23 protein-coding genes and 1 other RNA gene are annotated in these 24,114 nt (G+C 46.0%); 20 read left to right on the plus strand and 4 right to left on the minus strand.

What is annotated here, in order from left to right; all coding sequences use genetic code 11:
* Both alr and radA read left to right on the plus strand, forming a co-directional pair.
* A complete protein-coding gene (gene alr / locus AC13DA_RS04425) occupies positions 1-1,086 on the plus strand; it encodes an alanine racemase (protein WP_284450423.1) in 1,086 nt (361 codons plus the stop codon).
* On the plus strand, positions 1,079-2,473 hold the full coding sequence (gene radA, locus AC13DA_RS04430; protein WP_273182703.1) for a DNA repair protein RadA: 1,395 nt from the start codon (positions 1,079-1,081) through the stop codon (positions 2,471-2,473). The genes alr and radA overlap by 8 nt, the downstream gene beginning before the upstream one ends.
* Here the strand turns inward: radA and AC13DA_RS04435 are convergent.
* Entirely contained in the window at positions 2,470-2,853 is a 384-nt protein-coding gene (locus tag AC13DA_RS04435; protein ID WP_007146020.1) for a PilZ domain-containing protein, read from the minus strand. The genes radA and AC13DA_RS04435 overlap by 4 nt on opposite strands.
* A 57-nt stretch (positions 2,854-2,910) precedes the next feature.
* Between AC13DA_RS04435 and hemJ the strand changes: the two genes are divergently transcribed.
* Positions 2,911-3,336, plus strand: coding sequence for a protoporphyrinogen oxidase HemJ (gene hemJ / locus AC13DA_RS04440; protein ID WP_284450422.1), 426 nt, complete (start codon positions 2,911-2,913; stop codon positions 3,334-3,336).
* 55 nt (positions 3,337-3,391) lie between these two features.
* On the opposite strand, the gene AC13DA_RS04445 is transcribed toward hemJ, so the two are convergent.
* Genes AC13DA_RS04445 through AC13DA_RS04455 form a run of 3 tightly spaced genes read right to left on the minus strand, consistent with a single transcriptional unit; the run spans position 3,392 to position 6,239 of the window.
* A complete protein-coding gene (locus AC13DA_RS04445) occupies positions 3,392-3,979 on the minus strand; it encodes a BON domain-containing protein (RefSeq protein WP_007146018.1) in 588 nt (195 codons plus the stop codon).
* A 44-nt stretch (positions 3,980-4,023) separates the two neighbouring features.
* Positions 4,024-4,383, minus strand: coding sequence for a YraN family protein (locus AC13DA_RS04450; RefSeq protein ID WP_284450421.1), 360 nt, complete (start codon positions 4,381-4,383; stop codon positions 4,024-4,026).
* A 2-nt stretch (positions 4,384-4,385) separates the two neighbouring features.
* Positions 4,386-6,239, minus strand: a complete 1,854-nt coding sequence (locus AC13DA_RS04455) for a penicillin-binding protein activator (RefSeq protein ID WP_284450420.1) — start codon at positions 6,237-6,239, stop codon at positions 4,386-4,388.
* Between the two features lie 91 nt (positions 6,240-6,330).
* Between AC13DA_RS04455 and rsmI the strand changes: the two genes are divergently transcribed.
* The 17 genes from rsmI (at position 6,331) to ftsA (ending at position 24,068) form a co-directional block, all read left to right on the plus strand.
* Positions 6,331-7,182, plus strand: coding sequence for a 16S rRNA (cytidine(1402)-2'-O)-methyltransferase (rsmI, locus tag AC13DA_RS04460; RefSeq protein ID WP_284450419.1), 852 nt, complete (start codon positions 6,331-6,333; stop codon positions 7,180-7,182).
* A 21-nt stretch (positions 7,183-7,203) separates the two neighbouring features.
* Positions 7,204-7,557, plus strand: an RNA gene (rnpB, locus tag AC13DA_RS04465) — RNase P RNA component class A.
* Between the two features lie 321 nt (positions 7,558-7,878).
* Positions 7,879-8,319: a division/cell wall cluster transcriptional repressor MraZ gene (gene mraZ / locus AC13DA_RS04470; protein WP_007146014.1), complete on the plus strand. Its 441-nt coding sequence runs from the start codon at positions 7,879-7,881 to the stop codon at positions 8,317-8,319.
* A gap of 10 nt (positions 8,320-8,329) precedes the next feature.
* A complete protein-coding gene (gene rsmH / locus AC13DA_RS04475) occupies positions 8,330-9,268 on the plus strand; it encodes a 16S rRNA (cytosine(1402)-N(4))-methyltransferase RsmH (protein WP_007146013.1) in 939 nt (312 codons plus the stop codon).
* Positions 9,265-9,558, plus strand: a complete 294-nt coding sequence (gene ftsL, locus AC13DA_RS04480; RefSeq protein ID WP_007146012.1) for a cell division protein FtsL — start codon at positions 9,265-9,267, stop codon at positions 9,556-9,558. The genes rsmH and ftsL overlap by 4 nt, the downstream gene beginning before the upstream one ends.
* Entirely contained in the window at positions 9,555-11,258 is a 1,704-nt protein-coding gene (locus AC13DA_RS04485) for a peptidoglycan D,D-transpeptidase FtsI family protein (RefSeq protein WP_273182695.1), read from the plus strand. The genes ftsL and AC13DA_RS04485 overlap by 4 nt, the downstream gene beginning before the upstream one ends.
* The gene (locus AC13DA_RS04490; protein WP_284452364.1) at positions 11,255-12,799 is read left to right on the plus strand and encodes a UDP-N-acetylmuramoyl-L-alanyl-D-glutamate--2,6-diaminopimelate ligase; all 1,545 of its coding nucleotides are present in this window, start codon (positions 11,255-11,257) and stop codon (positions 12,797-12,799) included. The genes AC13DA_RS04485 and AC13DA_RS04490 overlap by 4 nt, the downstream gene beginning before the upstream one ends.
* Positions 12,799-14,151 carry a UDP-N-acetylmuramoyl-tripeptide--D-alanyl-D-alanine ligase gene (locus AC13DA_RS04495; RefSeq protein ID WP_284452363.1) on the plus strand — a complete coding sequence of 451 codons (1,353 nt, stop codon included), beginning with the start codon at positions 12,799-12,801 and terminating at the stop codon, positions 14,149-14,151. Before AC13DA_RS04490 ends, AC13DA_RS04495 begins: the two co-directional genes overlap by 1 nt.
* Complete coding sequence (gene mraY, locus AC13DA_RS04500; RefSeq protein ID WP_007146008.1) at positions 14,151-15,233, plus strand: phospho-N-acetylmuramoyl-pentapeptide-transferase; 1,083 nt, start codon at positions 14,151-14,153, stop codon at positions 15,231-15,233. Before AC13DA_RS04495 ends, mraY begins: the two co-directional genes overlap by 1 nt.
* An 8-nt stretch (positions 15,234-15,241) precedes the next feature.
* Positions 15,242-16,585, plus strand: coding sequence for a UDP-N-acetylmuramoyl-L-alanine--D-glutamate ligase (gene murD / locus AC13DA_RS04505; protein WP_237701208.1), 1,344 nt, complete (start codon positions 15,242-15,244; stop codon positions 16,583-16,585).
* Positions 16,582-17,721 (plus strand): putative lipid II flippase FtsW, encoded by a 1,140-nt coding sequence (gene ftsW / locus AC13DA_RS04510; protein ID WP_007146006.1) that lies wholly within the window; start codon positions 16,582-16,584, stop codon positions 17,719-17,721. The genes murD and ftsW overlap by 4 nt, the downstream gene beginning before the upstream one ends.
* Positions 17,718-18,794, plus strand: coding sequence for an undecaprenyldiphospho-muramoylpentapeptide beta-N-acetylglucosaminyltransferase (gene murG, locus AC13DA_RS04515; RefSeq protein ID WP_284452362.1), 1,077 nt, complete (start codon positions 17,718-17,720; stop codon positions 18,792-18,794). Before ftsW ends, murG begins: the two co-directional genes overlap by 4 nt.
* Entirely contained in the window at positions 18,787-20,211 is a 1,425-nt protein-coding gene (murC, locus tag AC13DA_RS04520; protein ID WP_007146004.1) for a UDP-N-acetylmuramate--L-alanine ligase, read from the plus strand. The genes murG and murC overlap by 8 nt, the downstream gene beginning before the upstream one ends.
* Entirely contained in the window at positions 20,208-21,098 is an 891-nt protein-coding gene (murB, locus tag AC13DA_RS04525) for a UDP-N-acetylmuramate dehydrogenase (protein WP_284452361.1), read from the plus strand. The genes murC and murB overlap by 4 nt, the downstream gene beginning before the upstream one ends.
* Positions 21,095-22,033 carry a D-alanine--D-alanine ligase gene (locus tag AC13DA_RS04530; RefSeq protein WP_284452360.1) on the plus strand — a complete coding sequence of 313 codons (939 nt, stop codon included), beginning with the start codon at positions 21,095-21,097 and terminating at the stop codon, positions 22,031-22,033. The genes murB and AC13DA_RS04530 overlap by 4 nt, the downstream gene beginning before the upstream one ends.
* Complete coding sequence (locus tag AC13DA_RS04535; protein WP_007146001.1) at positions 22,033-22,818, plus strand: cell division protein FtsQ/DivIB; 786 nt, start codon at positions 22,033-22,035, stop codon at positions 22,816-22,818. Before AC13DA_RS04530 ends, AC13DA_RS04535 begins: the two co-directional genes overlap by 1 nt.
* Positions 22,818-24,068: a cell division protein FtsA gene (ftsA, locus tag AC13DA_RS04540; RefSeq protein ID WP_040576281.1), complete on the plus strand. Its 1,251-nt coding sequence runs from the start codon at positions 22,818-22,820 to the stop codon at positions 24,066-24,068. Before AC13DA_RS04535 ends, ftsA begins: the two co-directional genes overlap by 1 nt.
* Positions 24,069-24,114 lie beyond the last annotated feature (46 nt).

Here is a 24,114-nt window from a genome sequence, read left to right on the forward strand (position 1 = left end):
TTGACTTTCCCCACTGCGACTATTTCTATTAGTGCCCTACAGCATAACTTTGCACGGGTAAAACACTATGCACCCAAGAGCAAGGTTATGTCGGTTATTAAAGCCGATGCCTATGGCCATGGTGTGATAGCCGTAGCAGAAGCCTTAAAGCAAAGTGATGCTTTTGCTGTGGCACGATTGTCAGAGGCGCTATCGCTTCGACATCATGGTGTGACACTCCCGATCGTTATTCTTGAAGGCGTTAATACGGCTGATGATTTTCAGCTTGCAGCAGAGTTCAATTTATCGCCAGTGATACATCTCAGTTCTCAAGTCGACTTATTGAGTTCAATCACCTTGATTCAGCCTTTGCGTTTTAATTGGATCATGGTTGATAGTGGCATGCACCGGCTTGGAATTCGACCAGAGGATATTGAAACAGCCCTTAGTCGTTTAAAAGCATCAGGCAATATGAACGATGAGTTCGGCTTGATGAGTCATTTTGCAAACTCTGATCTCGTAGGTGATATCCGTAATCAACATCAACTTGAGCATATGCAAAGCCTCAAACACAAAACCGGTTTGCCAGTCTGTTTGTCTAATTCCGCTGCTGTGCTGGCGTATCCCGAATCGCATTTGGATTGGGTGCGTCCCGGTTTGATGCTGTATGGTATTTCACCATTTGCAGATACGAATGCTGCCGAGCATGAGTTACAGCCAGCCATGCAATTAACGACACAATTGATTTCGGTCTATGACATCAATATTGGTGAACAGGTTGGTTATGGTGGTGACTGGTCAGCTAAACAAGCTTCACTTATTGGTGTCGCCAGTATCGGTTATGGTGATGGGTATAGTCGGCATTTATCTAACCGTTCTGAAGTGGTGATTCGGGGCCAACGTTGCCCGGTGATTGGTCGTATTTCTATGGACACGATTTGTATCAATCTGACCGATTGCTCAAAGGCGAGTGTCGGCGATGAGGTGCTGTTATGGGGCCGTTCAGAATTAATGGTAGAAGAGGTGGCTGAATATGCGGGCACCATCCCTTATGAGCTTGTCACTGTGTTGAGTAAACGTGTTAACAGGGACGTTATAGATGGCTAAAGTCAAAAAGGTTTATGTCTGTAAAGAGTGTGGGGCTCAAACACCACAATGGGCGGGACGTTGTTCCGATTGCGGGGCATGGAATAGTCTTGAAGAAGAGATCTATTCCAGCGCTTCGTCCACGGCACAAGCCACAATCAGTAAGCACTCTGGTTATGCTGGAGAACAAAAAAGTGAAGTTCAGGCACTGGGAGAAGTCACTTCTGAGCAAGCCGTACGTTGGACTACGGGCTTGCCAGAACTCGACAGAGTACTCGGTGGTGGTTTAGTCACGGGCTCGGTTGTCTTGATAGGTGGCGATCCTGGGATTGGCAAGTCCACCTTATTACTACAAGCTATGGCAACAATGGCTGACAGTAGTGGGATTAGTCCACTTTATATCAGTGGTGAAGAGTCCTTACAGCAAATTCGCTTGCGTGCAGAACGGCTTCAATTGGAACAGGCACCGGTTGATCTATTAGCCGAAACCCATGCTGAGCAGATGATTCAGGTCGCAAAAAATCGTAAACCACAAGTGATGGTGATTGACTCAATACAAACGGTATTCACTGAGTTATTACAATCTGCACCAGGAACAGTGGCACAGGTACGTGAAAGTGCTGCACAGCTGGTTCGTTTTGCTAAATCCAGTGGCACGACAATGATTCTGGTAGGTCATGTCACTAAGCAAGGAGCATTAGCCGGGCCTCGTGTGCTTGAACATATGGTTGATACCGTGCTTTATTTTGAAGGTGATACTTCTACACGATTCAGAATTTTGCGTGCTGTTAAAAACCGTTTTGGTGCTGTGAATGAGCTTGGTGTGTTTGGCATGACGGAATTAGGACTTAAAGAAGTCAGTAATCCATCTGCCATTTTCCTGTCTCGGGGAGATGAGTCTGTGCCAGGCAGCATTGTCACAGTGATACGAGAAGGCAGCCGACCGATGTTAGTTGAGGTGCAAGCCTTGGTTGATAGTAGTCCTCTCGGAAACCCAAGACGGGTGACGGTGGGGCTTGAGCAAAATCGCTTAGCCATGTTGCTGGCTATTTTGCATCGACATGGTGGAATTACCTGTCATGATCAGGATGTATTTATTAACGTTGTCGGTGGTGTAAAACTGAGTGAGACTGGGGCTGACTTGGCGGTATTAGCTGCGATTATTTCCAGCCTGCGTAATAAACCACTACCCAGAGACTGGGTATTATTTGGTGAGGTCGGACTGACCGGGGAAATTCGACCTGTGCAGGCCGGCGAAGAACGCATTAAAGATGCAAATAAACATGGTTTTACTCATGCGATTGTGCCAGCAGCAAATGCGCCACGAAAAGACTTGAAGGGTATGAAGGTGCATGCGGTAAAACACTTGTCAGAAGTGATTAATATACTCCGGGATATCACTGCTTAATGCTGATCAATCAGAGCTGATAATTCCCTGTGGAGAATGGCTTCATCACCCAGATTCAGCTCAATCAGGCGTTTTAAGTGTGTGATGCTATCTAAACCGATATGTTCGCAGTCAAAACCGATCTGTTCATCATCGATATGGGCTATTACGGTTTCCATCTCGATAATGACTTGGGCATTATCCAGTAATAAGTCGAGACGACATTTATCGCCAATCTCAGATTGCCACTGTCCTGGTTTATGAACTAATAGACCTTTTAATGAAATATCAATGATTTGGCAATTGAGAAATAAATCACCATTTTCAGTGTTGATGTGGGCAACAGCATCAAAAGGTATGCGGCTGAAACGGCGTCTATCCTGAGCGGTTGAATCGGTCATAAATACCCCCTTGAATATAAACTGATACTATCATTGTTTTTGTATGAGGAATACACCATGCTTTGGGTGAAGGCATTTCATATCATTTTTGTAGTGACATGGTTTTCAGCCATGTTCTATTTGCCGCGTTTGTTTGTTTACCATGCGATGACTGAGGATCAAGCGGGTAAAGAGCGCTTTAAAATTATGGAGCGCAAACTCTACCGTGGCATTATGACGCCAAGTGCACTTTTGACTCTCATATTTGGTGTCTGGTTAGTGAGTTATTATCCGCTAGAACAAATAGCATCAATGGGTTGGTTGCATGCAAAACTGACGTTGGTATTACTGCTCTTTGCTTATCATGGTATGTGCGGATCTATGGTAAGGAAATTTGCTGCAGATCAAAATGAGCGTAGCCATACGTTTTACCGTTGGTTTAATGAGCTGCCAGTACTGGCCTTGATCGCGATTGTTATTCTGGTTGTTGTAAAACCGTTTTAATAAAAAAAGGGCTCATAAAGAGCCCTTTTTTTGAAGATTGTTGAAACGGCTTAACTTAATCAGTGTATTCAAAAATTTTCACTACACGCTGAACACCGGCAGAATTCCTAACTATATTGACGGCTTGATCCGCTTCAGCATGACTCACCATGCCCATCAAGTAAACTACACCACGTTCTGTTACCACTTTTACATGGAATGGATCCGTATTTTCATCTGTGGTCATTTTCGCTTTGATTTTGGATGTAATCCAGGCATCACTACTACGAGAAGGCAAAGCGCTCGGGGCTGCAATCGCTAACTCATTATGAATACGTCTGACTTTAGGAATCGCTTTTACTTCTGCCGTTACTTTTTGTTTTAGTGACTCGCTCGGAGTTTCACCTGTCAGTAATACAACGCCGTTATAACTGGTGACGTTAATATGACTCTGGTTATAGATTTCTTTGTTGTTATAGATGGCGTATGACGCTTTAAATTCGATCCCTTGATCATCAATCACACTACCGGTAGTACGACGATCATAGGCAACTGATGCGCCTGTCGCTGCACCTGTTGCCACAACAGGCACACATGCTTGAAGAAACAATGTGGCGGCAGGAATAACTAAGCCTAACCAAGCTGCTTTTTTGATGTTGAGCATAATGATTTTCCTTGTAATAACGCTATGTACTGACATTTTTTTAGCTAACTAAGCTGGAAAGCGTTTTTTATCCATTCAATCTGTATGGATGAGTCAGCAGGTGTTACCGCCACAACATCAAATCGATAGTGCTGATATGGTGATGATGTTGTTTGAATGTAGTGCTGCGCTGTATGAATAATTTTAGTCTGTTTTTGACTATTTACGCTTTCCAGTGCTGAACCAAATCGTGCATTCTTCCGAAACCGTACCTCGACAAATACCAAGGTATCTTTTTCTTTCATGATTAAATCGATTTCACCTCCACGGCAATGATAGTTCTGTTGTATCAGACGCATACCATGCTTTTGTAGATAGCTGGAAACCTGTTTTTCTATTTGCTGGCCTTTTTCCCTGGCAAACATAATTATTTAATGAGCTTTAGCTCTCCTTGTTCAAATTTTGCCCACAACATTTTGCGAATGACATGTCCCTGCGAGTTGATAGATAACGTACCAGTAGCGCCTGCCATTGAGCTGGTGGGATCTCGACTTAGTTTATTAAGTTGTGGAATCAACTTATAAGCATCTACACCTAGAGCATAGAGTCGGATTGCACTGGCAAAGTTCTCCGGAGACTGATTTTTCAGTGCCTGATACACCAGATCTTCTGCAGCTAATTCTTCAAATACCCATGGAATATCACAAATAATCAAGTCATTCAGATCAATATTTTGTTGCGGATCGGACTGCCCGCTATAAACATGTGAGGTTGCCAGTAACGGTAACTGACCTGAACGATGATATTTCAGCTGTGGTACGAGCTGACGTGCTTTGAGTGGTCGAGCCACTAAAAATAAAAAATCAACGCCTTCACGACGACGAGGTTCAAAGTCGAGCGAGCGCCCTAATGTGCCTTGCAAAGACTTATAACGTTGCTCACTATCATTTAATCCCATTAATGGAATGAGTGTATCCCGAAAGTCATTTTCAGCTTCATTATAATTTGAGACTAATAACGTGGTGCCACCATCCTTCCGCCATTGATTGGTAAAGGCTGAAGCGATGCGTTGTCCCCAGTCATTATAGGGCGCGAGCACAATGCTGCGTTTGTAGCCCAATTGCTTAGCATAATTGGCAGCAGCGGCAGCTTCGTCTTCTGGCGCAAGTCCAAACTGATAGAGGTTTTTATAAGCCTCAGGCCCATCAGTGCGGTTCAAAGCCAGTACCGGTACACTCAAGTTTGGGTGTGTTGCTAATGTTTCCACTGATGATTTTTGCAATGGACCGATAACCACGCCGGCGCCATCAGCAACGGCAGCATCGTATTGAGATAACACATTACTTTGCCCGCTGATCGCATCGGTTTGTATATCGTAAAAGTGCAGTTGGGCCGTTGAACCATTTACATATTGTGCGGCAATAATGGCGTCTTTAATCGCTTTAGCCGCTTCTACAAATGGCCCTGAGTTAGGCAGTAAGACGGCAATATTTTCAATATCTTTTGGGATATGCGTTCCGGCTGCCAAGGTTTTTTGATACAGCGCTGGATCAGCAGGATGATTGGGGTAGCTTCGTTTCCAGTCTTCAAGTGCGACAGCCAGTACTTCCGGGTTATCCTGATACGCTTTAATGTTGTAGGCAAGGGCAAACCAACCACTATCTTCGGCGGGTGGATAGCCTGGGTTAAACAGATCCAATGCTTGTGGCGTCATTTGCATTAATGCCTGCCAAAGCGCTTCACGGTTGTTTTTCAATGATTCAGGATCTGTCAGAATTTTTTCAAGCTTCAAATGGGTGTTGGCTTTTTCCAGCCAATTTCCAGTCAATGTATAAGCATCTGCCTTAAGCTTTAGAACATTCTTTAGATTCTGAGCGGACAAGTCTTTTTCCTGCACAGCACTGACAGCTTCTAATGCACGCTCACCTTCACTGTTAAACAAGGCGATATTGGCGCCCAGGATCGCGGCATCATAGCGTCGGCTTTTATCCAGTAAGCTGAGTTTGATTTGATCTAGTTGACTTTGGCTTAATTCAACTTGGCCTGACTGCCAATACATTTGAGCTGCTTTCAGTTGATATGCCGCTTGTTCAGCACCGTCATTTGTCGTTGCCAGTTGGGCATATTCATCCGCTGCCTGTTGGTATTGTCCGGATAACTCTGAGGCGACCGTTTCAATTTGAGCAGGCTTTGTCATGCTGACCGGTGATTGCACAGGCTGACAAGCCGTCAAGCTCAGGAGGATAATGGCGGATAACCAGAAGCTGCGTTTCAGGAACATAAGGTCATTCTATTATTAGTCATAGGAGGCATCATCTTACCTGTTCGCGTATATTACGACCACACTGTATTCAAGATTTTAAGGAAAGACTGTGAACGAAAGTCAGGCAGGTCAATTATTCATTGTCGCTACGCCTATTGGTAATTTAGCTGATTTTTCAGCTAGAGCGATTGAGGTATTAAAAAGCGTTGATGTGATTGCTGCTGAAGATACTCGCCATAGTAAGTATTTATTGCAGCATTATGCTATCCAGACCTCGACGATTTCTCTGCATGAACATAATGAACAACAGCGCAGCGACGCACTTTGCCAACGTTTGCTTGCGGGAGAGTCAGTAGCATTAATTAGTGATGCCGGTACGCCACTGATTAGTGATCCAGGCTATCGACTGGTTACTACCGTTAGAGATGCGGGCATTCGTGTGATCCCCATTCCAGGGTGTTGTGCATTAATTACGGCATTATCTGCTTCGGGCCTGGCTTCTGATAGATTTAGTTTTGAAGGGTTTTTACCGGCTAAGTCATCAGCTCGCAAACAAGTCATGGAGTCATTGAAGTCAGATGCCAGAACCTTGATTTTCTATGAAAGCCCACGACGTTTACTGGCGGCATTGGAAGATGCGGTTTTGATCTTCGGTGAACAACGACAAGCCTGTCTGGCACGTGAATTAACCAAACTCCATGAAACCATCGAAACGCGACCATTGGTCGACTTAATTGATTGGGTTAAAGCAGATGATAATCAACAGCGGGGTGAGTGTGTACTGTTGATAGAAGGTAGTCAAAATGAAGCAACGGCGGATGAACAAGAGGTCAGTCGGCTATTAAAAATTCTGCTTACTGAGCTTCCTGTGAAAAAGGCCGCGGCGATGGTGGCTAACATTACGGGTGGCAGTAAAAACGAAGCCTATCAGTTAGCGTTGAAATTACAGCAGAAAAACTAGCCTTTAGGTAGAATAGCGCACTGAGACGACTTGGCAATCGCACTGATAGTCATATTGGTGAGGAAAGTCCGGGCTCCATAGGGTAAGGTGCCAGGTAACACCTGGGGGGCGCGAGCCCACGGCCAGTGCAACAGAGAGTATACCGCCGAAGCGATTCGGTAAGGGTGAAAGGGTGCGGTAAGAGCGCACCGCGCTTCTGGTAACAGAAGTGGCATGGTAAACCCCACCTGGAGCAAGACCAAATAGAGGAACGTCTGCTTGCAGACATGTGCGACCCGTACTGTTCCTGGGTAGGTTGCTTGAGGCTGATGGTGACATCAGTCCCAGATGAATGATTGTCCACGACAGAACCCGGCTTATCGGTCGTCTCAACCTTATATGTAACAAGCAAAATAACTGCTATAGACAGCATCATTTTTCCTGTCTTGGCAGTTATTTTTTTGTCTTTTAGATGAGTATTCTAGAATTTACTTTAACTTCACATGCCAGTTTTTTGATAAGAAAGACCTCCTTCAGAAACACCTCCAAGCTTTTTCTCCCACTTTTGTGAAAATGCCCTAAGTCATTGTCATAAAAAGAGGATTTTGTTTATTTACAGGCTTGACTTCGGCCATTTGCCCTCCTATAGTGTCGACAAGTGGGGGAAAGTGGATCTTAGTGGATCGTATTTTTTGGGGATGAGCAGTGTTTCGAGGCGTGGCAACTTTCAATCTGGATGCAAAAGGGCGGATGGCTGTTCCAGCCAAGTTCCGCAAGCATCTTGACGTCTGTTGTGAAGGCCGATTAGTCATCACCATCGATCATTCTGATCATTGTTTACAGTTGTACCCATTGCCAGAATGGGAAATTGTTGAAGAAAAACTTTCCGCATTACCCAGTTTGAATCCTCAAGTACGTCGTTTAAAAAGAATGCTTCTCGGTTATGCCACTGAATGTGAAATGGATGGCAATGGCCGTATTTTATTACCCGCTAAATTACGTGAGTTTGCAGGCCTTGATAAAAGCATGGTGATGATTGGTCAAGGTAACAAGTTTGAATTATGGAATGAGCAAACTTGGAATGAGCTCATGGATGAATGTCTAGAAGAAGATTTTGGCGAGATTTTACCGGCTGAATTAGAAAGCCTGTCGATATAAAGGCGGAATTATGACTGAGAACTACTCGGAACATCTGCCAGTCTTGTTAAGCGAGACCATACAGGGCTTGTCAGTAAAGGCAGATGGTAAATATCTTGACGCGACATTTGGTCGTGGTGGTCATAGCCGTGCCATTCTGGCATTGCTGTCTGATAACGGTCGTCTACTTGGACTGGATCGTGATCCTCAAGCAATTAAAACCGGTTTGGCTCTGGCAGCCGAAGATCCTCGTTTCTCTATCGAGCAAGCTAATTTTTCAGAACTCAGCACGGCCGTGCATTCTCGTCTCTGGCAGGGAAGTGTTGACGGTATTCTGATGGATATCGGCGTTTCTTCACCCCAGTTGGATGATGCGGAGCGTGGTTTCAGCTTTATGAAAGATGGTCCACTGGATATGCGCATGAATCCAGACGCAGGCATCAGTGCAGCTGAGTGGCTGGCAACCGCTGAGATGGATGAGATTGCGGATGTCATCAAAACCTTGGGTGAAGAACGTTATGGCAAGCGTATCGCCAGAGCGATTGTGGAAACCCGGGACGAAAACCCTATAACCACGACTAAACAGTTAGCAGATTTAGTCGACAAAGCGAGTCCTTCTCGCGATAAATTCAAGCATCCGGCGACCAGAACATTTCAGGCCATTCGTATCTTTATCAATAATGAGCTGGAAGAACTCACAACCGCATTAGAGCAAGCTTTGGATGTGCTCGCGGTGGGCGGTCGTTTAGCTGTCATCAGCTTCCATTCTCTTGAAGATCGAATTGTGAAGCGTTTCTTCCGTGATGAAGCCCGGGGGGATGATTTGCCGTCTCACTTTCCCATTACCGTGGATCAATTAAATCCACGTTTGAAAGTGATTGGTAAAGCGATTAAAGCCTCAGAAGATGAGACTCGCTTAAATCCTCGTGCGCGTAGTGCTGTACTTCGTATTGCGGAGAAGTTGGCATGAATATAAAAGCACTGCTCGAAACCATTAAAATTGATACGCCATTGTTTGTGATGGTTTTTGTCGTTTTGGTGTCGGCGGTAGCGGTGATTTATACCAAGCATTTGAGCCGGAACGAATTTGTGCAACTTCAACGGTTAGAAAAAGAACGTGATGCGCTGAATGAAGAGTGGGGACGCCTGCTACTGGAAGAGAGTACCTGGGCGAGTCCAAGCCGGATTGAACAGGAAGCGAAAAGCCGTTTAGGTATGGTGGTACCTAAATCAGATATGACTGTGGTGATTAAACCATGAAGTATCGTGGTCAAAAAGTTCATCCAGTGGGTGCGTGGCGCCTTAATCTTGTTCGCATCATGTTTGTGTTGATGGTCGCTGGTTTATGCTGGCGTTTGGCAGATATTCAGGTCGTTAATCCAGAGTTTCTACGTCATCAGGGTGATGCACGTCATCTTCGTCAAGTGCCAGTTGTTGCTCACCGCGGAATGATTTTGGATCGCCATGGCGAGCCTTTAGCAATTAGTACACCTGTGCATTCTGTTTGGTTGAATCCTCAGGATGTGCTTGCTACTGATCCTCGTTTACCTAAACTGGCGCAGTTACTTGGTTTATCGACACAAACTATCAGAGAAAAGATTGAACAGAATCAATCGCGTGAATTCGTTTATTTGAAACGTCGTATTACACCTGAGCTGTCAGCCAAGGTCAAAGAGATAGGTATTCAGGGCGTAGCACTTCAACGTGAATACAAACGTTATTATCCAGCTGGTGAAGTTGCTTCTCATATTGTCGGATTTACCAATGTTGATGATATCGGTCAGGAAGGTCTTGAGCTGACTTATGATGCGGTTTTAACTGGTCGTCCAGGCCTGAAACGTATGGTGCGTGACAGCCGTGGTAACTATGTAGAAGGTGGGGAGCTGATTCGTCCTGCAAAATCAGGTGAAAACGTTCAGTTAAGCATCGATCTGAGATTACAGTATTTAACCTATCAGGCACTGAAAAAAGCGGTTACCGAACACCATGCCAAATCGGGTACGGCAGTTATTTTGGATACGCATACCGGTGAAGTATTGGCAATGGCAAATCAGCCATCTTATAACCCCAATAATCGAGCGGGGTTAAAACCGAGTGATTTAAGAAACCGTGCCGTCACCGATTTATTCGAACCTGGGTCGACTGTCAAACCCTTCACGGTTACCAGTGGTATCAAGTCCGGTCAGTTTGATACCACAACGATTATTAATACACATCCCGGTTATTACCGAGTCAGTGGTCATCCCATCAGGGATTTTCGTGATTATGGCGAAATTGATTTAGCGACGCTTATCCAGAAGTCGAGCAATGTTGGCGCCAGTAAAATAGCCCTGGCACTCGATCCGGATAAGTTATGGCATGACTTTGCCAGTTTTGGTTTAGGTGAAGCGACGGGTGCTTACTTCCCAGGTGAAGCAATGGGTACCATGCCTGATCCACAATCATGGCGCACGCTGGATATCGCCACTATGGGGTATGGCTACGGCCTATCAACCAGCGCTATGCAGCTCGCTAGAGCCTATACCGTGTTAGCTGATGGCGGCATTCTCAAGCCTGTGACGTTTATCAAAACAGATAAAGTGCCACAAGGTCGTCGAGAATTTTCAGCAGATATCATGCATGAAGTGGTGCAGATGATGGTGAAAGTCATTGAGCCAGGTGGCACTGCGACGCGGGCAGCGGTAGCCAATTATCATGTGGCTGGTAAAACCGGTACAGCGAAAAAAGCGATTAGCGGTGGTTACGCCGATAAACGTTATCAATCTGTCTTTGCGGGCATTATTCCTGCCTCGGCGCCTCGACTGGCGATGGTGGTGATGATTGATGAGCCTCAAGGCGAATATTACGGTGGCGCAGTTGCTGCGCCTGTGTTTGCAGAAGTGATGACTGGGGCAATGCGTTTGCTAAATATTCCCCCTGATGATTTACCGATGACCCAGATGCAGGTGGCTCACAAATGATGACTTCAATCGTAAAACCTCAATCATTGATGGCATTACTTAGTGATGTTGTCGTCGACAAATCGGCCCTACAAGAATGTTCTTTGACGGACATCAGTATGGACAGCCGAAGAGTTGCTGCGGGTGGTTTATTTTTAGCCCTGGCTAAAAATACGGTCGACAGAGAAAAGCATCTTCGACAGGCTCTGGAAAAAGATATTTTTGCGGTATTGATTGATGAGCAGCAACCTCTCACTGAGACTGAGCTGGAGATGCTCAATGCAGCCGTGGTGATTGCTTACTCTGTCGACAATCTAGCTGAAAAAGCTGGGTTCATTGCAGCCCGTTTTTATGGTCATCCGTCGGCAGATATGACAGTGATTGCGGTGACGGGCACCAATGGTAAGACATCGGTGAGCCAGTTTATTGCTCAGGCGCTTGAATCGATGAATAAACCTTGCGGTGTTATTGGCACTATGGGAGCGGGGCGTCTATGTGATCTGGAAATGACTGGTATGACTACGCCTGATCCGGTCACCATGCAAAAACTGCTGGCAAGATTCCAACGTGAAGGTTGTGACTACGTAGCATTGGAAGCCTCATCACATGCGCTTGCACAAGGCCGTTTAAACAGTGTCGAAATTGATATTGCTGTACTGACCAACCTCAGTCGTGATCATCTTGATTACCATAAGACTATGGCTAATTATGCCGCGGCAAAAAAACGCTTATTCGACATGGATAGTGTGCAGTATGCCGTTATTAATGCGGATGATGCTTTTGGTACCGATGTCATCTCAAAACTCAGAAAAAACGTCACGTTGTTAACTTACGGTGATGCTGAAAGCCAGGTCAATATTCGTGCTGAACACATTTCATACAAACGTGACGGTGTGGCGTTTGATGCCCGGGTCAATGACAAGTCTGTAGCAGTCGACTTACCCGTTTTAGGTGAGTTTAATGTCGATAATATTCTGGCGGCAATCGGGGTATTAACTGCACTGGGACTGAATACAGAACAATGTCGTGATGCGATTAATCAGTGTCGGGCGGTAAGTGGTCGTATGCAAACCTATACTCAGGCAGGTCAGCCCACCGTTGTCATTGACTATGCCCACACGCCTGATGCTTTACATCAGGCATTAAGAACATTACAGGTACATTTACCTGATGCGGGTCAGCTTTGGTGTGTGTTTGGCTGTGGTGGTGACCGCGATAGAGGTAAGCGCCCACTTATGGGTAAAGTCGCTGAACGTGAGGCTGATCAGGTCATCGTCACAGATGATAATCCCCGTACAGAAGATCATTTGCTCATTATCGAAGACATTCTGGCTGGCTGTGATGAGCCTCAAAAAATTCGTGTCGAACTTGATCGTAAATTAGCGATTACTTATGCGATAAATCATGCCGAGGCAAAAGATATTGTCTTAGTGGCGGGTAAAGGCCATGAGTCCTATCAGGAAATCAATCATGTGCGTTATCCATTCAGTGATGCGGCGGTAGTGACAGCTGTATTTGACGCTCAGGCAAATGGCATTAAAAACGTGGTGGGAGGACATTAATGGGACTGCAACTGCCACTTAAACAGATTGCTGAAATCGTCTCAGCCGATATGCCTATCGTTGATGTTACCGTCACCGGTGCGGTGATTGATTCTCGCAAGGTAACGCCGGGTGATTTGTTTATTGCCTTTAAAGGTGAACATGTTGATGGTCACGAATATGTTGCTAAAGCCAGAGAAAGTGGCGCTGTTGCAGCATTAGTCAGTGAATATCAGGATGATGAATTACCACAGATCAAGGTCGATGATGTGCGTGTCGCATTTGCGCAGATAGCTCGAGCCTGGCTAGCTGAATGCAAAGCAAAAGTGGTTGCTATCACAGGCAGTAATGGCAAAACCAGTTTGAAAGAAATGGTTAAAGCTATCTTGGCAGAAGTGGGCACGGTATCGGCAACGCAGGGCAATTTGAATAATGATCTGGGTGTACCGTTAACCGTTTGTCGAATCGACAAAAATGATGATTATGCTGTGATCGAGATGGGCACCAATCATCCTGGTGAAATAGCTTATCTGATGAGCATCGTGTCACCTGATGTGTCAGTTATCAATAATATTGCTGCAGCACATTTGGAAGGATTAGGCAGTGAAGAAGGTATTGCCAGAGAAAAAGGCAGTATCTATCAGGGCTTGAAGCAAAACGGTGTAGCAGTAGTGAATGCTGATATGCCTTATGACTCCATCTGGCAACCTCTAATTGCTGATAGAAAAACTATTCGGTTTGCTTTGCAAAATAATGCTGATATTTATGCTGAATATATTCAGCCAGAACCCGCTTCTAGTCATTTTTTGGTGCATATCGACGGTGTTAACCATCACATGACTTTACCTCTGCCGGGATTGCATAACGTCAGCAATGCATTGGCAGCCATCGCTGTGAGCGTTGCCCTAGATATTCCGGTTGATGCCATGGTGCGTGGACTGAACAAAATACAAGCAGTGCCCCATCGACTACAGATGCGTAAAGGCCTGTCAGACAGCCGTTTAATTGATGATACCTACAATGCTAATCCCGGCTCATATCTCCGGGCGTTAGAAACCTTAGCTGGATTTCAAGAGCCGCGTTGGCTGGTACTCGGTGATTTTGGTGAGTTGGGTGATGAGGCTGATGCCATCCATCAAACCATGGGATTACAAGCGAAATCTGCTGGTGTGACGACATTATTTACGGTCGGAGAAAAAAGCCAACTGGCGGCAGCCGCGTTTGGTGATAACGCTATTCATTTTGAGGATGTACAAACATTGCAACAGCTTTTGCAAAACACACTAACTGCAGATGTGACTTGTTTGATTAAAGGATCACGCTTTATGCAACTCGACAAACTGGCCGATGCGCTGGTAGCGGAGGCACAGTAATGCTGTTGTTATTAAGTGATTACCTAAGCCAGTTCTACAGTGGGTTTAGTGTTTTCCAATACCTGACCTTAAGAGCCATTCTCGGGGTGATGACAGCGCTTGGGATTGCCTTGATTATTGGCCCAACCATGATTCGCCACTTGAGTTTCAGACAGATTGGTCAGGTGGTTAGACAAGATGGTCCTGAATCACACTTCAGCAAGAAGGGTACTCCTACGATGGGTGGTGCACTGATTCTGGTCGCTATTGCTGTGAGTACCTTACTGTGGGCTGATTTATCCAATCGCTACATCTGGGTTGTACTGGTTATTACTCTGGCTTTTGGATTGATTGGTTTTGTTGACGATTACATCAAATTAGTCCGTCAGGATCCACGTGGTTTAATCAGTCGCTACAAATACTTCTGGCAGTCTGTGTTTGGTGGCGGTGCTGCCGTATTTTTATATATGACGACCACCGTGCCGGCTGAAACGCAACTCATCGTACCGTTTGTGAAAGAGATTGTTATTCCACTGGGTGGCTGGTACATGCTGCTGACTTATTTAGTGATCGTTGGCAGTAGTAATGCGGTGAATTTAACTGATGGTTTAGATGGTCTGGCGATTATGCCGACAGTGATGGTAGCAGCTGCGCTGGGTCTGTTTAGTTATGTCGGGGGCCATTTTGAGTTTGCCACCTACCTGCAAATTCCTTTTATCCCAAGTGCGGGCGAACTTGTTGTCTTTTGTGCGGCAATGGTGGGCGCCGGGCTTGGTTTTCTCTGGTTTAACACTTATCCAGCACAAGTTTTTATGGGCGATGTCGGTGCTTTAGCACTTGGCGCGGCATTAGGCACGGTTGCTGTATTGGTCAGACAAGAGTTGGTTTTACTCATCATGGGCGGTGTGTTTGTTATTGAAACACTGTCAGTAATGATTCAAGTGGGCTCATACAAATTACGTGGTAAACGCGTTTTTCTTATGGCACCGATTCATCATCACTATGAACTGAAAGGCTGGCCGGAACCTCGCATTATTGTGCGGTTTTGGATTGTCACTGTGTTCCTGGTGTTGATTGGTTTAGCGACGTTGAAAATACGATGACATACGGCATGAATAGTCTTTCACATAAAAACTGCCTGATTATCGGTCTGGGTCAGACGGGACTTTCGTGCGCGCGATTTTTAGCCAACAGAGCTTTGGGTATTGCCATCATGGATACGCGTGAGAATCCACCGTCTGTGCAGGAGGTGAAAAATGAGTATCCACAAGTATTAATTAAAACGGGTGGGCTGGATCAGGATTGGTTATTAAAAGCGGATCTTATTGTTCTGAGCCCAGGGATTGATCCACGTTTACCTGAAATTGAAATCGCACGTCAGGCGGGGATTGAGATTGTCGGTGATATAGAGCTGTTTGCCCGTTATGCTGATGCGCCTGTTGTAGCCATAACGGGTTCCAATGGTAAAAGCACCGTCACCACCTTACTTGCTTTGATGGCTCAGGTGTCGGGAAAAATAGTACGTGCCGGTGGTAATTTAGGTACGCCAGCATTAGATCTGCTGGAAGAGTCTGCACCTGATTTTTATATTCTGGAGCTATCAAGTTTCCAATTAGAAACGGTACGTTCCTTAAATGCGTTTGCGGCTGTGGTACTCAATGTCAGTCCTGATCATATGGATCGTTATGATTCGCTGGAAGCATATCAGCGGGCGAAACAAACCATCTTTAATGGTGATGGCGTCATGGTCATTAATCAGGATGACCCCATTGTTAATGACATGCGTCAATCTGGCCGAAATACTATCGGATTCAGTTTGAAACAATCCCATGGGGTGGATTTCGGTTTAATGGAAGCTGACGGGCAAACCTGGTTAGCGGAAGGTGAATATCCGTTACTGCCGGTTGAGCAAATGAAAATTGTCGGTTCACATAATATCGCTAATGCGTTGGCTGCCTTAGCACTTGGCTCAGCCATGGCCTTACCCATGTCGTCCATGTTATCGGCTTTACGTGAATATAAAGGCCTGCCACACCGTTGCCGATTAGTCAGACAGCTCAATGGTATTCGTTGGTTTAATGATTCTAAAGCAACCAATGTGGGTGCCTGTGTGGCAGCCATTAATGGGCTTGCCGGATCAGGCAATATTATTCTGATTGCTGGTGGTGTAGGTAAAGATCAGGACTTTTCAGAGCTGACGTCAGCGTTAAAACAGTCGGTTAAAGCCGTGGTGTTGATGGGGGTTGATGCCGATAAGATTGCAAAAGTGATTCCGCCTGGTGTTGAGCAAATTCAAGCAAGCGACATGGCTGATGCAGTAAAAATCGCACAGTCGATCGCCAGTGAGGGTGACAATGTTCTGCTTTCACCGGCTTGTGCCAGCTTTGATATGTTCAGCAGTTATGCCGACCGTGGCAATTCATTTGAACAAGCCGTCAGGGAGATTGCAGCATGAGTGATTCATCACTGCAATTCGATAAAAGCTTACTGTTTGCCACAGGCGCTTTGCTGTTTATCGGTCTGGTGATGGTCTGTTCAGCCTCTATCACGGTTGCAGATAGTCGCCTCGAACAACCGCTTTACTTTTTTATTCGTCAGTTTGCATTTGCGATGGTGGGACTGGCTGTGGCCTGGGCGTTTATTTCTGTGCGTTTAGCCGTGTGGCAGCGTATTGCACCACAACTGTTGATGGCCGGGGTAGCGATGCTGATCATGGTATTAATCCCTGGCATTGGTCGTGAAGTGAATGGTAGCTCTCGTTGGTTACCGTTGGGACCTGTGAATTTACAGGTAGCAGAATTGATTAAATTGTTTGCGATTATCTATATCGCTGACTATTTACAGCGTCACCATGGTCAGTTGCATGTGTCATTCTTAAAAGTCTTAGCGCCACTTACACTTTTGGGCGTTGCTGCATTGTTACTTTTATTACAGCCAGATATGGGCTCAATGGTGGTCATTATGTCTACCGTTTTGGCTATGTTGTTTTTGGGTGGTGCACGACTGGATGTATTCGCCACCTTGATTGGTGTGATGGGCATGCTGTTTGCGATGCTGGTGTGGATTGCACCTTATCGTCTTGAACGTTTACAGAGTTTTATGGACCCATGGGCTGATCCCTTCGGCAGCGGTTTTCAGTTAACACAGGCGTTGATCGCATTCGGCCGTGGCGATTGGTTCGGCGTTGGTCTTGGCAGCAGTATGCAGAAATTATTTTATTTACCAGAAGCGCATACCGACTTTCTCTATTCGATCATTGCTGAAGAATTGGGCTTAGTAGGGGCATTAACAGTGATCGTGCTGTTTTTTGTCTTTATCTGGCGAGCTTTAGCGATTGGTCGTGCAGCAGAGCAGGCTGGACAAGTTTTTGGTGCACAGATCGCTTATGGAATCGGTATTTGGTTAGGTTTACAGGCTTGCGTCAATATTGGCGTCAATATGGGAGCTTTACCGACAAAAGGACTAACACTGCCTTTGATGAGTTATGGCGGTAGTAGTTTAGTGATTGTCTGTGCAGCGATTGCATTGTTATTCCGTGTAGATATGGAAACACGAGTACCTGAAAAAGCCTCAGCGAGGATCAGACGATGAAAAGAGTCATGATCATGGCAGGCGGTACAGGTGGGCATGTTTTCCCGGCGCTCGCGGTGGCAGATGAATTGCGTCAAAGAGATGTTGAAGTGTCATGGATTGGCACTGCTAATGGTATTGAGGCGAAATTAGTGCCCGCTGCCGGTTATTTATTATCTGAAATTAAAGTCAAAGGCTTACGTGGAAACGGTGCGTTGGGTTGGTTGATGGCACCATTTAAAGTTGTCAAAGCTGTTCTGGAAGCCCGTTCGCTTATCCGTCAGTTAAAACCGGATGTGGTAATGGGCTTGGGTGGCTTTGCCTCTGGTCCAGGTGGTTTGGCTGCATGGCTGATGGGTAAACCGTTAATTATCCATGAACAAAATGCGATCCCGGGCCTGACAAATCGTTTATTAGCAAAACTGGCAGACAAAGTTCTGACGGGTTTCCCTGATAGTTTTGATAAAAAAATCGATGCTGAATGGGTAGGCAATCCGGTGAGAAAAACGATTGAAGATTTGCCAATGCCTCATCTTCGTCAGACAGAAAAAACAGGCCGCTTAAAACTCTTAGTATTAGGCGGAAGCCTGGGCGCACGCTCATTGAATACTTATGTGCCGGAAGCCTTAGCCAAAATATCGGCTGAACATCGTCCAGAAGTGATTCATCAATGTGGTAGCAAACACAGCGATGATTGCCGTCAGTCATATAAAGATGCGGGTGTCGAGGCGGACGTTAAAGAATTTATTGAAGATATGGCCGAAGCCTATGCCTGGGCTGATTTAGTGATATGTCGTGCTGGCGCACTGACTGTTGCTGAAGTCGCTGCAGCAGGTATTGCATCAATTTTAGTGCCTTATCCGCACGCCGTAGATGATCACCAAACGCACAATGCCGCTGTTCTGGTTGATGCTAATGCGGCCATTTTAATGGCTGATCACAGCTTAGATGCTGATGTGATTGCCAACACCATCCGCCGACTGGATGGCGATAGAGAAGGATTGTTGAACATGGCAAACGCGGCAAGACAAGTCGCAAAAATGGGTACAGCGGCTTATATCGCAGATTTATGTATGGAGGCCGCAAATGGATAGACTGACCTCAGCTATGCAAAGTCGCGTGAAGCATATCCACTTCATCGGTATCGGTGGGGTAGGCATGGGTGGTATTGCCGAAGTCTTGTTAAACCTTGGCTATCAGGTGAGTGGTAGTGATTTAGCTGAAAACAGCCTGATCAAACACCTTCGTAGTCTGGGCGCGACCATTATGATTGGTCATGATGCATCCTATCTTGAAGGCGCTGATGTGGTGGTGGTGACTACCGCCGTCAATTCAGACAATGTTGAGCTGATTGCGGCGAGAGAGCAGTTAATTCCTGTCGTGCCAAGAGCTGAAATGCTGGCTGAGCTGATGCGGTTCAGTTATGGCATCGCGGTGGCCGGCACGCATGGTAAAACGACAACAACCAGTTTGATCGCTGCTTTGTTAAGTGAAGGCGAACTGGATCCCACATTTGTTATTGGCGGACGTTTAAACAGTGCAGGCAGTAATGCCCGATTAGGCACTGGGCGTTATCTGGTGGCTGAGGCAGATGAAAGTGATGCGTCATTCCTTTATCTGCAGCCAATGATTGCTGTTGTTACTAATATTGATGAAGATCATATGGCGACATATGACGGCGACTTTGGCAAGTTAAAAGCCACCTTTATTGAGTTTCTGCATCACTTACCATTCTACGGTTTGGCTGTTTTGTGTCTGGATGATCCCGTCATTCAATCTTTATTAGCCGATGTCACCAGACCGTTCATTACCTACGGCCAGAATGAAGAGGCTGATTATCAGTTAGTTGAACTCACTCAGCATCAGGGCCAAAGCTTTTTCACCGTTGTTGAGAAACGCTCAGGACAGAGTTTCCCTGTCACGCTGAATATGCCTGGTTTACATAATGCGCTGAACGCAACGGCAGCTATGGCTGTGGCGCGTAACCTCGATGTCAGCGTCAACGATTGCCAAAGAGCCTTATTGAAATTTGATGGTGTTGGCCGTCGCTTCAATTTATTAGGTCAGGTCAAAGCCGGACAAGGTCAGGCCATGCTTATTGATGATTATGGGCATCATCCAACGGAGATTGCCGCTACGTTGGCAGCTACTCGTGGTGGTTGGCCAAATAATCGTTTGGTGTTGGTATTCCAACCCCACCGTTACACACGTACACGCGATCTGTTTGAAGATTTTGCCCACGTATTATCCAGTGTGGATGTCCTGGTGGTATTAGAAGTGTATCCCGCTGGTGAAGCAAAAATTGCTGGTGCGGACTCTCGTAGTTTATGCCGTGCGATTCGTTTACGTGGTCAGGTTGAGCCGGTCTTTGCAGAAGATAAAGAGGCTTTATACAGCTTATTACCAGGCTTATTGGAAGACGGTGATGTGTTGTTGACCTTAGGTGCCGGTGATATTGGTCGTATGGCGCAGGCCTTGCCCGAGATATTAAATGATGGGGGTGCTGAATGATGGCGCTGCCACAAACACTGAAAGGTGAATTGAAAATAAACGAACCCTTGTCTCGTTATAACTCATGGCGAGTAGGTGGGCCGGCAAAACAACTATATCGCCCTACAGATAGACATGATCTTGCCCTGTTTTTACAACAACTGCCGGAAAACGAGCCTGTTTTATGGGTGGGGCTAGGCAGTAACTTACTGATTCGTGACGGTGGTTTTGCCGGTACCGTTATTGTGACCGCAGGGACGTTACAAACAATTGATATCCGTGATAATGAAATTACGGCTGAAGTGGGACTCTATTGCAGCAAGCTGGCTAAACAAGCGGCTAAGGCGGGCTTGAAAGGCGCGGCTTTCTGGGCAGGCATTCCTGGTACGCTGGGTGGTGCTTTAGCAATGAATGCAGGTGCTCATGGTACGGAAACATGGGACTCGGTAGTCCAAGTGACCACCATAGATAAACAGGGTGAGCTGCATCAGTACCCGGCAGAAGCGTTTGATGTGCGTTATCGTCATGTTAGTTTGCCTGAGAACCAATGGTTTGTGGCGGCAAAAATGCAGTTCGAACATGGTGACAGTGATGCTGAACTTGAACTGATTCGTGAGTTATTGAAAAAACGAAATACCAGCCAACCAACAAATCAGCCTTGTGCTGGTTCGGTATTCCGTAACCCGCCAGGTGATTTTTCTGGACGTTTAATTGAAGCTAGCGGTCTGAAAGGGCTGACAGTTGGTGGCGCCAGTGTTTCAGATAAACATGCCAACTTTATCGTCAACAACGGTGAGGCGACTGCGGCAGACATTGAAACACTGATTGCTGATGTGCAACAACGAGTGGAACTCGAGCACGGCGTCAAGTTAATTCCAGAAGTACATATTATCGGAGAGCAACTATGACAAAACGCATAAGTTCTGCTGCTGATTTTGGTCGAGTTGCTGTGCTGATGGGCGGACGTTCAGCTGAACGTGAGATTTCACTGATAAGCGGTAATGCCGTATTAGCCGGCTTACAGCGTAAGGGTATTGATGCTTATGGTATTGATGTCAGTTTTGATATTTGTCAGAAGATAGCCAGCGGCGAGTTTGATCGGGCCTTTATCGTATTGCATGGAAGAGGCGGTGAAGATGGCGAGATTCAAGGCTTTTTGCAGGCGGTTAATTTGCCGTATACAGGCAGTGCAATTACTGCTTCCGTTTTATCGATGAATAAACGACTGAGCAAATTGGCGTGGATTCAGCAGGGCTTACCCACAGCGATTTTTATGCCTGTGACGGAGCAGACTGATACGCAAGCGTTAGTGGATGAATTAGGGCTGCCGCTTATTATCAAACCTGTGAATGAAGGCTCCAGCATTGGCATGTCAAAGGTCAATGATATTGCTGAATTGCAACAGGCAATTGATTTGGCATTGAAGTATGACGCTGACGTTATTGCTGAGCAATGGATTCATGGTGAGGAATATACCGTGGCGATTTTAGATGGTGAAGCACTGCCAGCGATTCGCTTAAAAACGCCACATGAATTTTATGATTTTGATGCGAAATATCATGCTAACGATACCGAATATTTATGCCCATGTGGTCTGGATGCTGATGTTGAGCAAGGTATGCAGGATATTGCCGTAAAAGCATTTAATGCCTTAGGTATGAAAGGCTGGGGACGTATTGATTTTATGCGGGACAGCCAGGGTAATTTATTTCTGTTGGAAGCAAATAGTGTCCCTGGGATGACCGATCACAGTTTAGTCCCTATGGCAGCTAAGCAGGCAGGCCTGTCTTTTGAAGACCTTGTCTGGCGTATTTTAGAAACCAGTTTTAAGGATGAGAACTGATGGCTAAACCACGCAGAGGCGCTGTGATGCAACAAGCACCTAAGGTGAAACAGCCTAGACCGCCTGTGCCATGGAAAAGTGTGTTTAAACACTCTGCGGCTTTGTTGATAGTCGTTTTATTAGTGGCTGGTGGCGTATACCTGCGTGAAGCCGACACCTTGCCTGTAAAACATGTCACGGTGGATGGCAGCTTGCTTCATACCGACAGGAATGAATTGGTTAAAGCGGTTATGCCTTATGTCAGGGGCAGCTTTTTAAATGTGGACGTGGCCAGCATTCAAAAAGCCGGTGAAACCTTGCCTTGGGTAGAACAGATACAAGTAAGACGGGTTTGGCCAGATACGCTACACCTCATTGTGGCTGAGCATGAAGCGGTTGCCCGCTGGAATGATGATGGTCTGGTGAATCGCCACGGGAAGGTGTTTAAACCGAGTAAAGACACCATGCCTGATGGATTGATTCAGTTAAACGGGCCAGATGGTATGAGCGAGATGATGTCTCGTCGTCTGGTCGATGTTCAGCAAAAGGTCAATGTACTGGGCTTGCGAGTCATCAGTATGAGCATGGATAAACGTCGCGCCTGGCAAGTGGATTTTAAAGACGGCCTGCACCTGAAATTAGGCCGAACTGATGATGAACAGCGATTAGACCGATTTGTTACGGTGTACCTCGGTGGCTTAGGTACCTTTAAAGAACTGATTAAAGAAATTGATATGCGTTACACCAATGGGCTGGCAGTGGTATGGAAATCCGGCCAGCAACCTGATTTTAATGGAACAGTATGATGTCGAAACGAACTGAAAGAGAACTTATCGTTGGATTGGATATCGGAACATCAAAGGTAGTGGCTATCGTCGCTGCTCCCGTTCCTGATGCCGGTCCAAATGATAATGCGCTCGAAATTATTGGCATTGGCTCTCACCCAGCCAGAGGTATGAAAAAAGGGGTCGTCGTCAATATCGAATCGACCGTACAATCGATTCAGCGTGCCATCGAAGAAGCTGAACTGATGGCAGGTTGCCAGATTTATTCTGTTTATGCCGGGATTGCCGGTAGCCATATACGCAGTTTGAATTCACATGGCACCGTGGCGATTCGTGATAAAGAAGTGACGCAAGGTGATCTCGACCGTGTCATGGATGCGGCACGTGCTGTTCATTTTCCTGGTGACCAGCAGTTACTGCATGTTTTGCCGCAGGAATACATTATTGATAATCAGGAAGGCATTCGCGAACCCATTGGTATGTCAGGCGTACGTCTGGAAGCCAAAGTCCATTTGATCACAGGTGCAGTGAGTGCGGCACAGAACATTACTAAATGTATTGAACGTTGTGGTTTGACTGTCGATGGCATTGTGCTTGAGCAAATGGCATCCAGTTATTCCGTCTTAGACCAGGATGAAAAAGAATTAGGCGTCTGTTTGGTTGATATTGGTGGAGGCACAACGGATATTGCTGTGTTTGTTGATGGTGCTATTCGACACACTGCTGTGATTCCTATTGCAGGTGATCAGGTCACCAATGACATCGCTGTGGCATTACGTACACCAACGCAATACGCCGAAGAAATCAAGATTAAGTATGCCTGCGCTTTGACTCAACTGGCTCGTGAAGACGAAACCATTGAAGTACCAAGTGTCGGTGACAGGCCACCACGTCAGCTTGCCAGACAAACACTAGCTGAAGTGGTTGAGCCACGTTATGAAGAATTATTGATGTTAGTTCAGGCTGAACTACGTCGGAGTGGGTTTGAAGAATTATTGGCTGCCGGCATTGTGCTGACAGGCGGTAGTTCGAAAATGGAAGGCGCTATTGAGCTTGCTGAAGAGGTCTTCCACCTTCCTGTGCGTTTGGGCGTACCACAACATGTCGGGGGACTTGTGGATGTGGTGCGTAACCCAATTCATGCAACAGGTGTTGGGTTGCTGTTATTCGGCAATCAGGAGCATGCCCCAGGGCATGGTGAAATTAAAGTAAGTGACGGCTTAAAAGGCATGCTGGCAAGAATGAAAAGCTGGTTCCAAGGGAATTTTTAAGCTGAGTAATTGAGCATGTTCGTTTTACACATTTTTTTGGGGGAGA

The sequence above is a fragment of the Methylophaga sp. F-2 genome (assembly GCF_056859315.1).

Bases quoted from the DNA above. Each gene is read 5' to 3' on its own strand.
- rsmH (WP_007146013.1), top strand. From the start codon at position 8,330: ATGACTGAGAACTACTCGGAACATCTGCCAGTCTTGTTAAGCGAGACC.
- ftsA (WP_040576281.1), top strand. From the start codon at position 22,818: ATGTCGAAACGAACTGAAAGAGAACTTATCGTTGGATTGGATATCGGA.
- murG (WP_284452362.1), top strand. From the start codon at position 17,718: ATGAAAAGAGTCATGATCATGGCAGGCGGTACAGGTGGGCATGTTTTC.
- AC13DA_RS04495 (WP_284452363.1), top strand. From the start codon at position 12,799: ATGGGACTGCAACTGCCACTTAAACAGATTGCTGAAATCGTCTCAGCC.
- mraY (WP_007146008.1), top strand. From the start codon at position 14,151: ATGCTGTTGTTATTAAGTGATTACCTAAGCCAGTTCTACAGTGGGTTT.
- radA (WP_273182703.1), top strand. From the start codon at position 1,079: ATGGCTAAAGTCAAAAAGGTTTATGTCTGTAAAGAGTGTGGGGCTCAA.
- AC13DA_RS04450 (WP_284450421.1), bottom strand. From the start codon at position 4,383: ATGTTTGCCAGGGAAAAAGGCCAGCAAATAGAAAAACAGGTTTCCAGC.
- hemJ (WP_284450422.1), top strand. From the start codon at position 2,911: ATGCTTTGGGTGAAGGCATTTCATATCATTTTTGTAGTGACATGGTTT.
- ftsL (WP_007146012.1), top strand. From the start codon at position 9,265: ATGAATATAAAAGCACTGCTCGAAACCATTAAAATTGATACGCCATTG.
- AC13DA_RS04455 (WP_284450420.1), bottom strand. From the start codon at position 6,239: ATGTTCCTGAAACGCAGCTTCTGGTTATCCGCCATTATCCTCCTGAGC.
- AC13DA_RS04490 (WP_284452364.1), top strand. From the start codon at position 11,255: ATGATGACTTCAATCGTAAAACCTCAATCATTGATGGCATTACTTAGT.
- AC13DA_RS04485 (WP_273182695.1), top strand. From the start codon at position 9,555: ATGAAGTATCGTGGTCAAAAAGTTCATCCAGTGGGTGCGTGGCGCCTT.
- AC13DA_RS04445 (WP_007146018.1), bottom strand. From the start codon at position 3,979: ATGCTCAACATCAAAAAAGCAGCTTGGTTAGGCTTAGTTATTCCTGCC.
- AC13DA_RS04535 (WP_007146001.1), top strand. From the start codon at position 22,033: ATGGCTAAACCACGCAGAGGCGCTGTGATGCAACAAGCACCTAAGGTG.
- AC13DA_RS04530 (WP_284452360.1), top strand. From the start codon at position 21,095: ATGACAAAACGCATAAGTTCTGCTGCTGATTTTGGTCGAGTTGCTGTG.
- murC (WP_007146004.1), top strand. From the start codon at position 18,787: ATGGATAGACTGACCTCAGCTATGCAAAGTCGCGTGAAGCATATCCAC.
- ftsW (WP_007146006.1), top strand. From the start codon at position 16,582: ATGAGTGATTCATCACTGCAATTCGATAAAAGCTTACTGTTTGCCACA.
- murD (WP_237701208.1), top strand. From the start codon at position 15,242: ATGAATAGTCTTTCACATAAAAACTGCCTGATTATCGGTCTGGGTCAG.
- AC13DA_RS04435 (WP_007146020.1), bottom strand. From the start codon at position 2,853: ATGACCGATTCAACCGCTCAGGATAGACGCCGTTTCAGCCGCATACCT.
- murB (WP_284452361.1), top strand. From the start codon at position 20,208: ATGATGGCGCTGCCACAAACACTGAAAGGTGAATTGAAAATAAACGAA.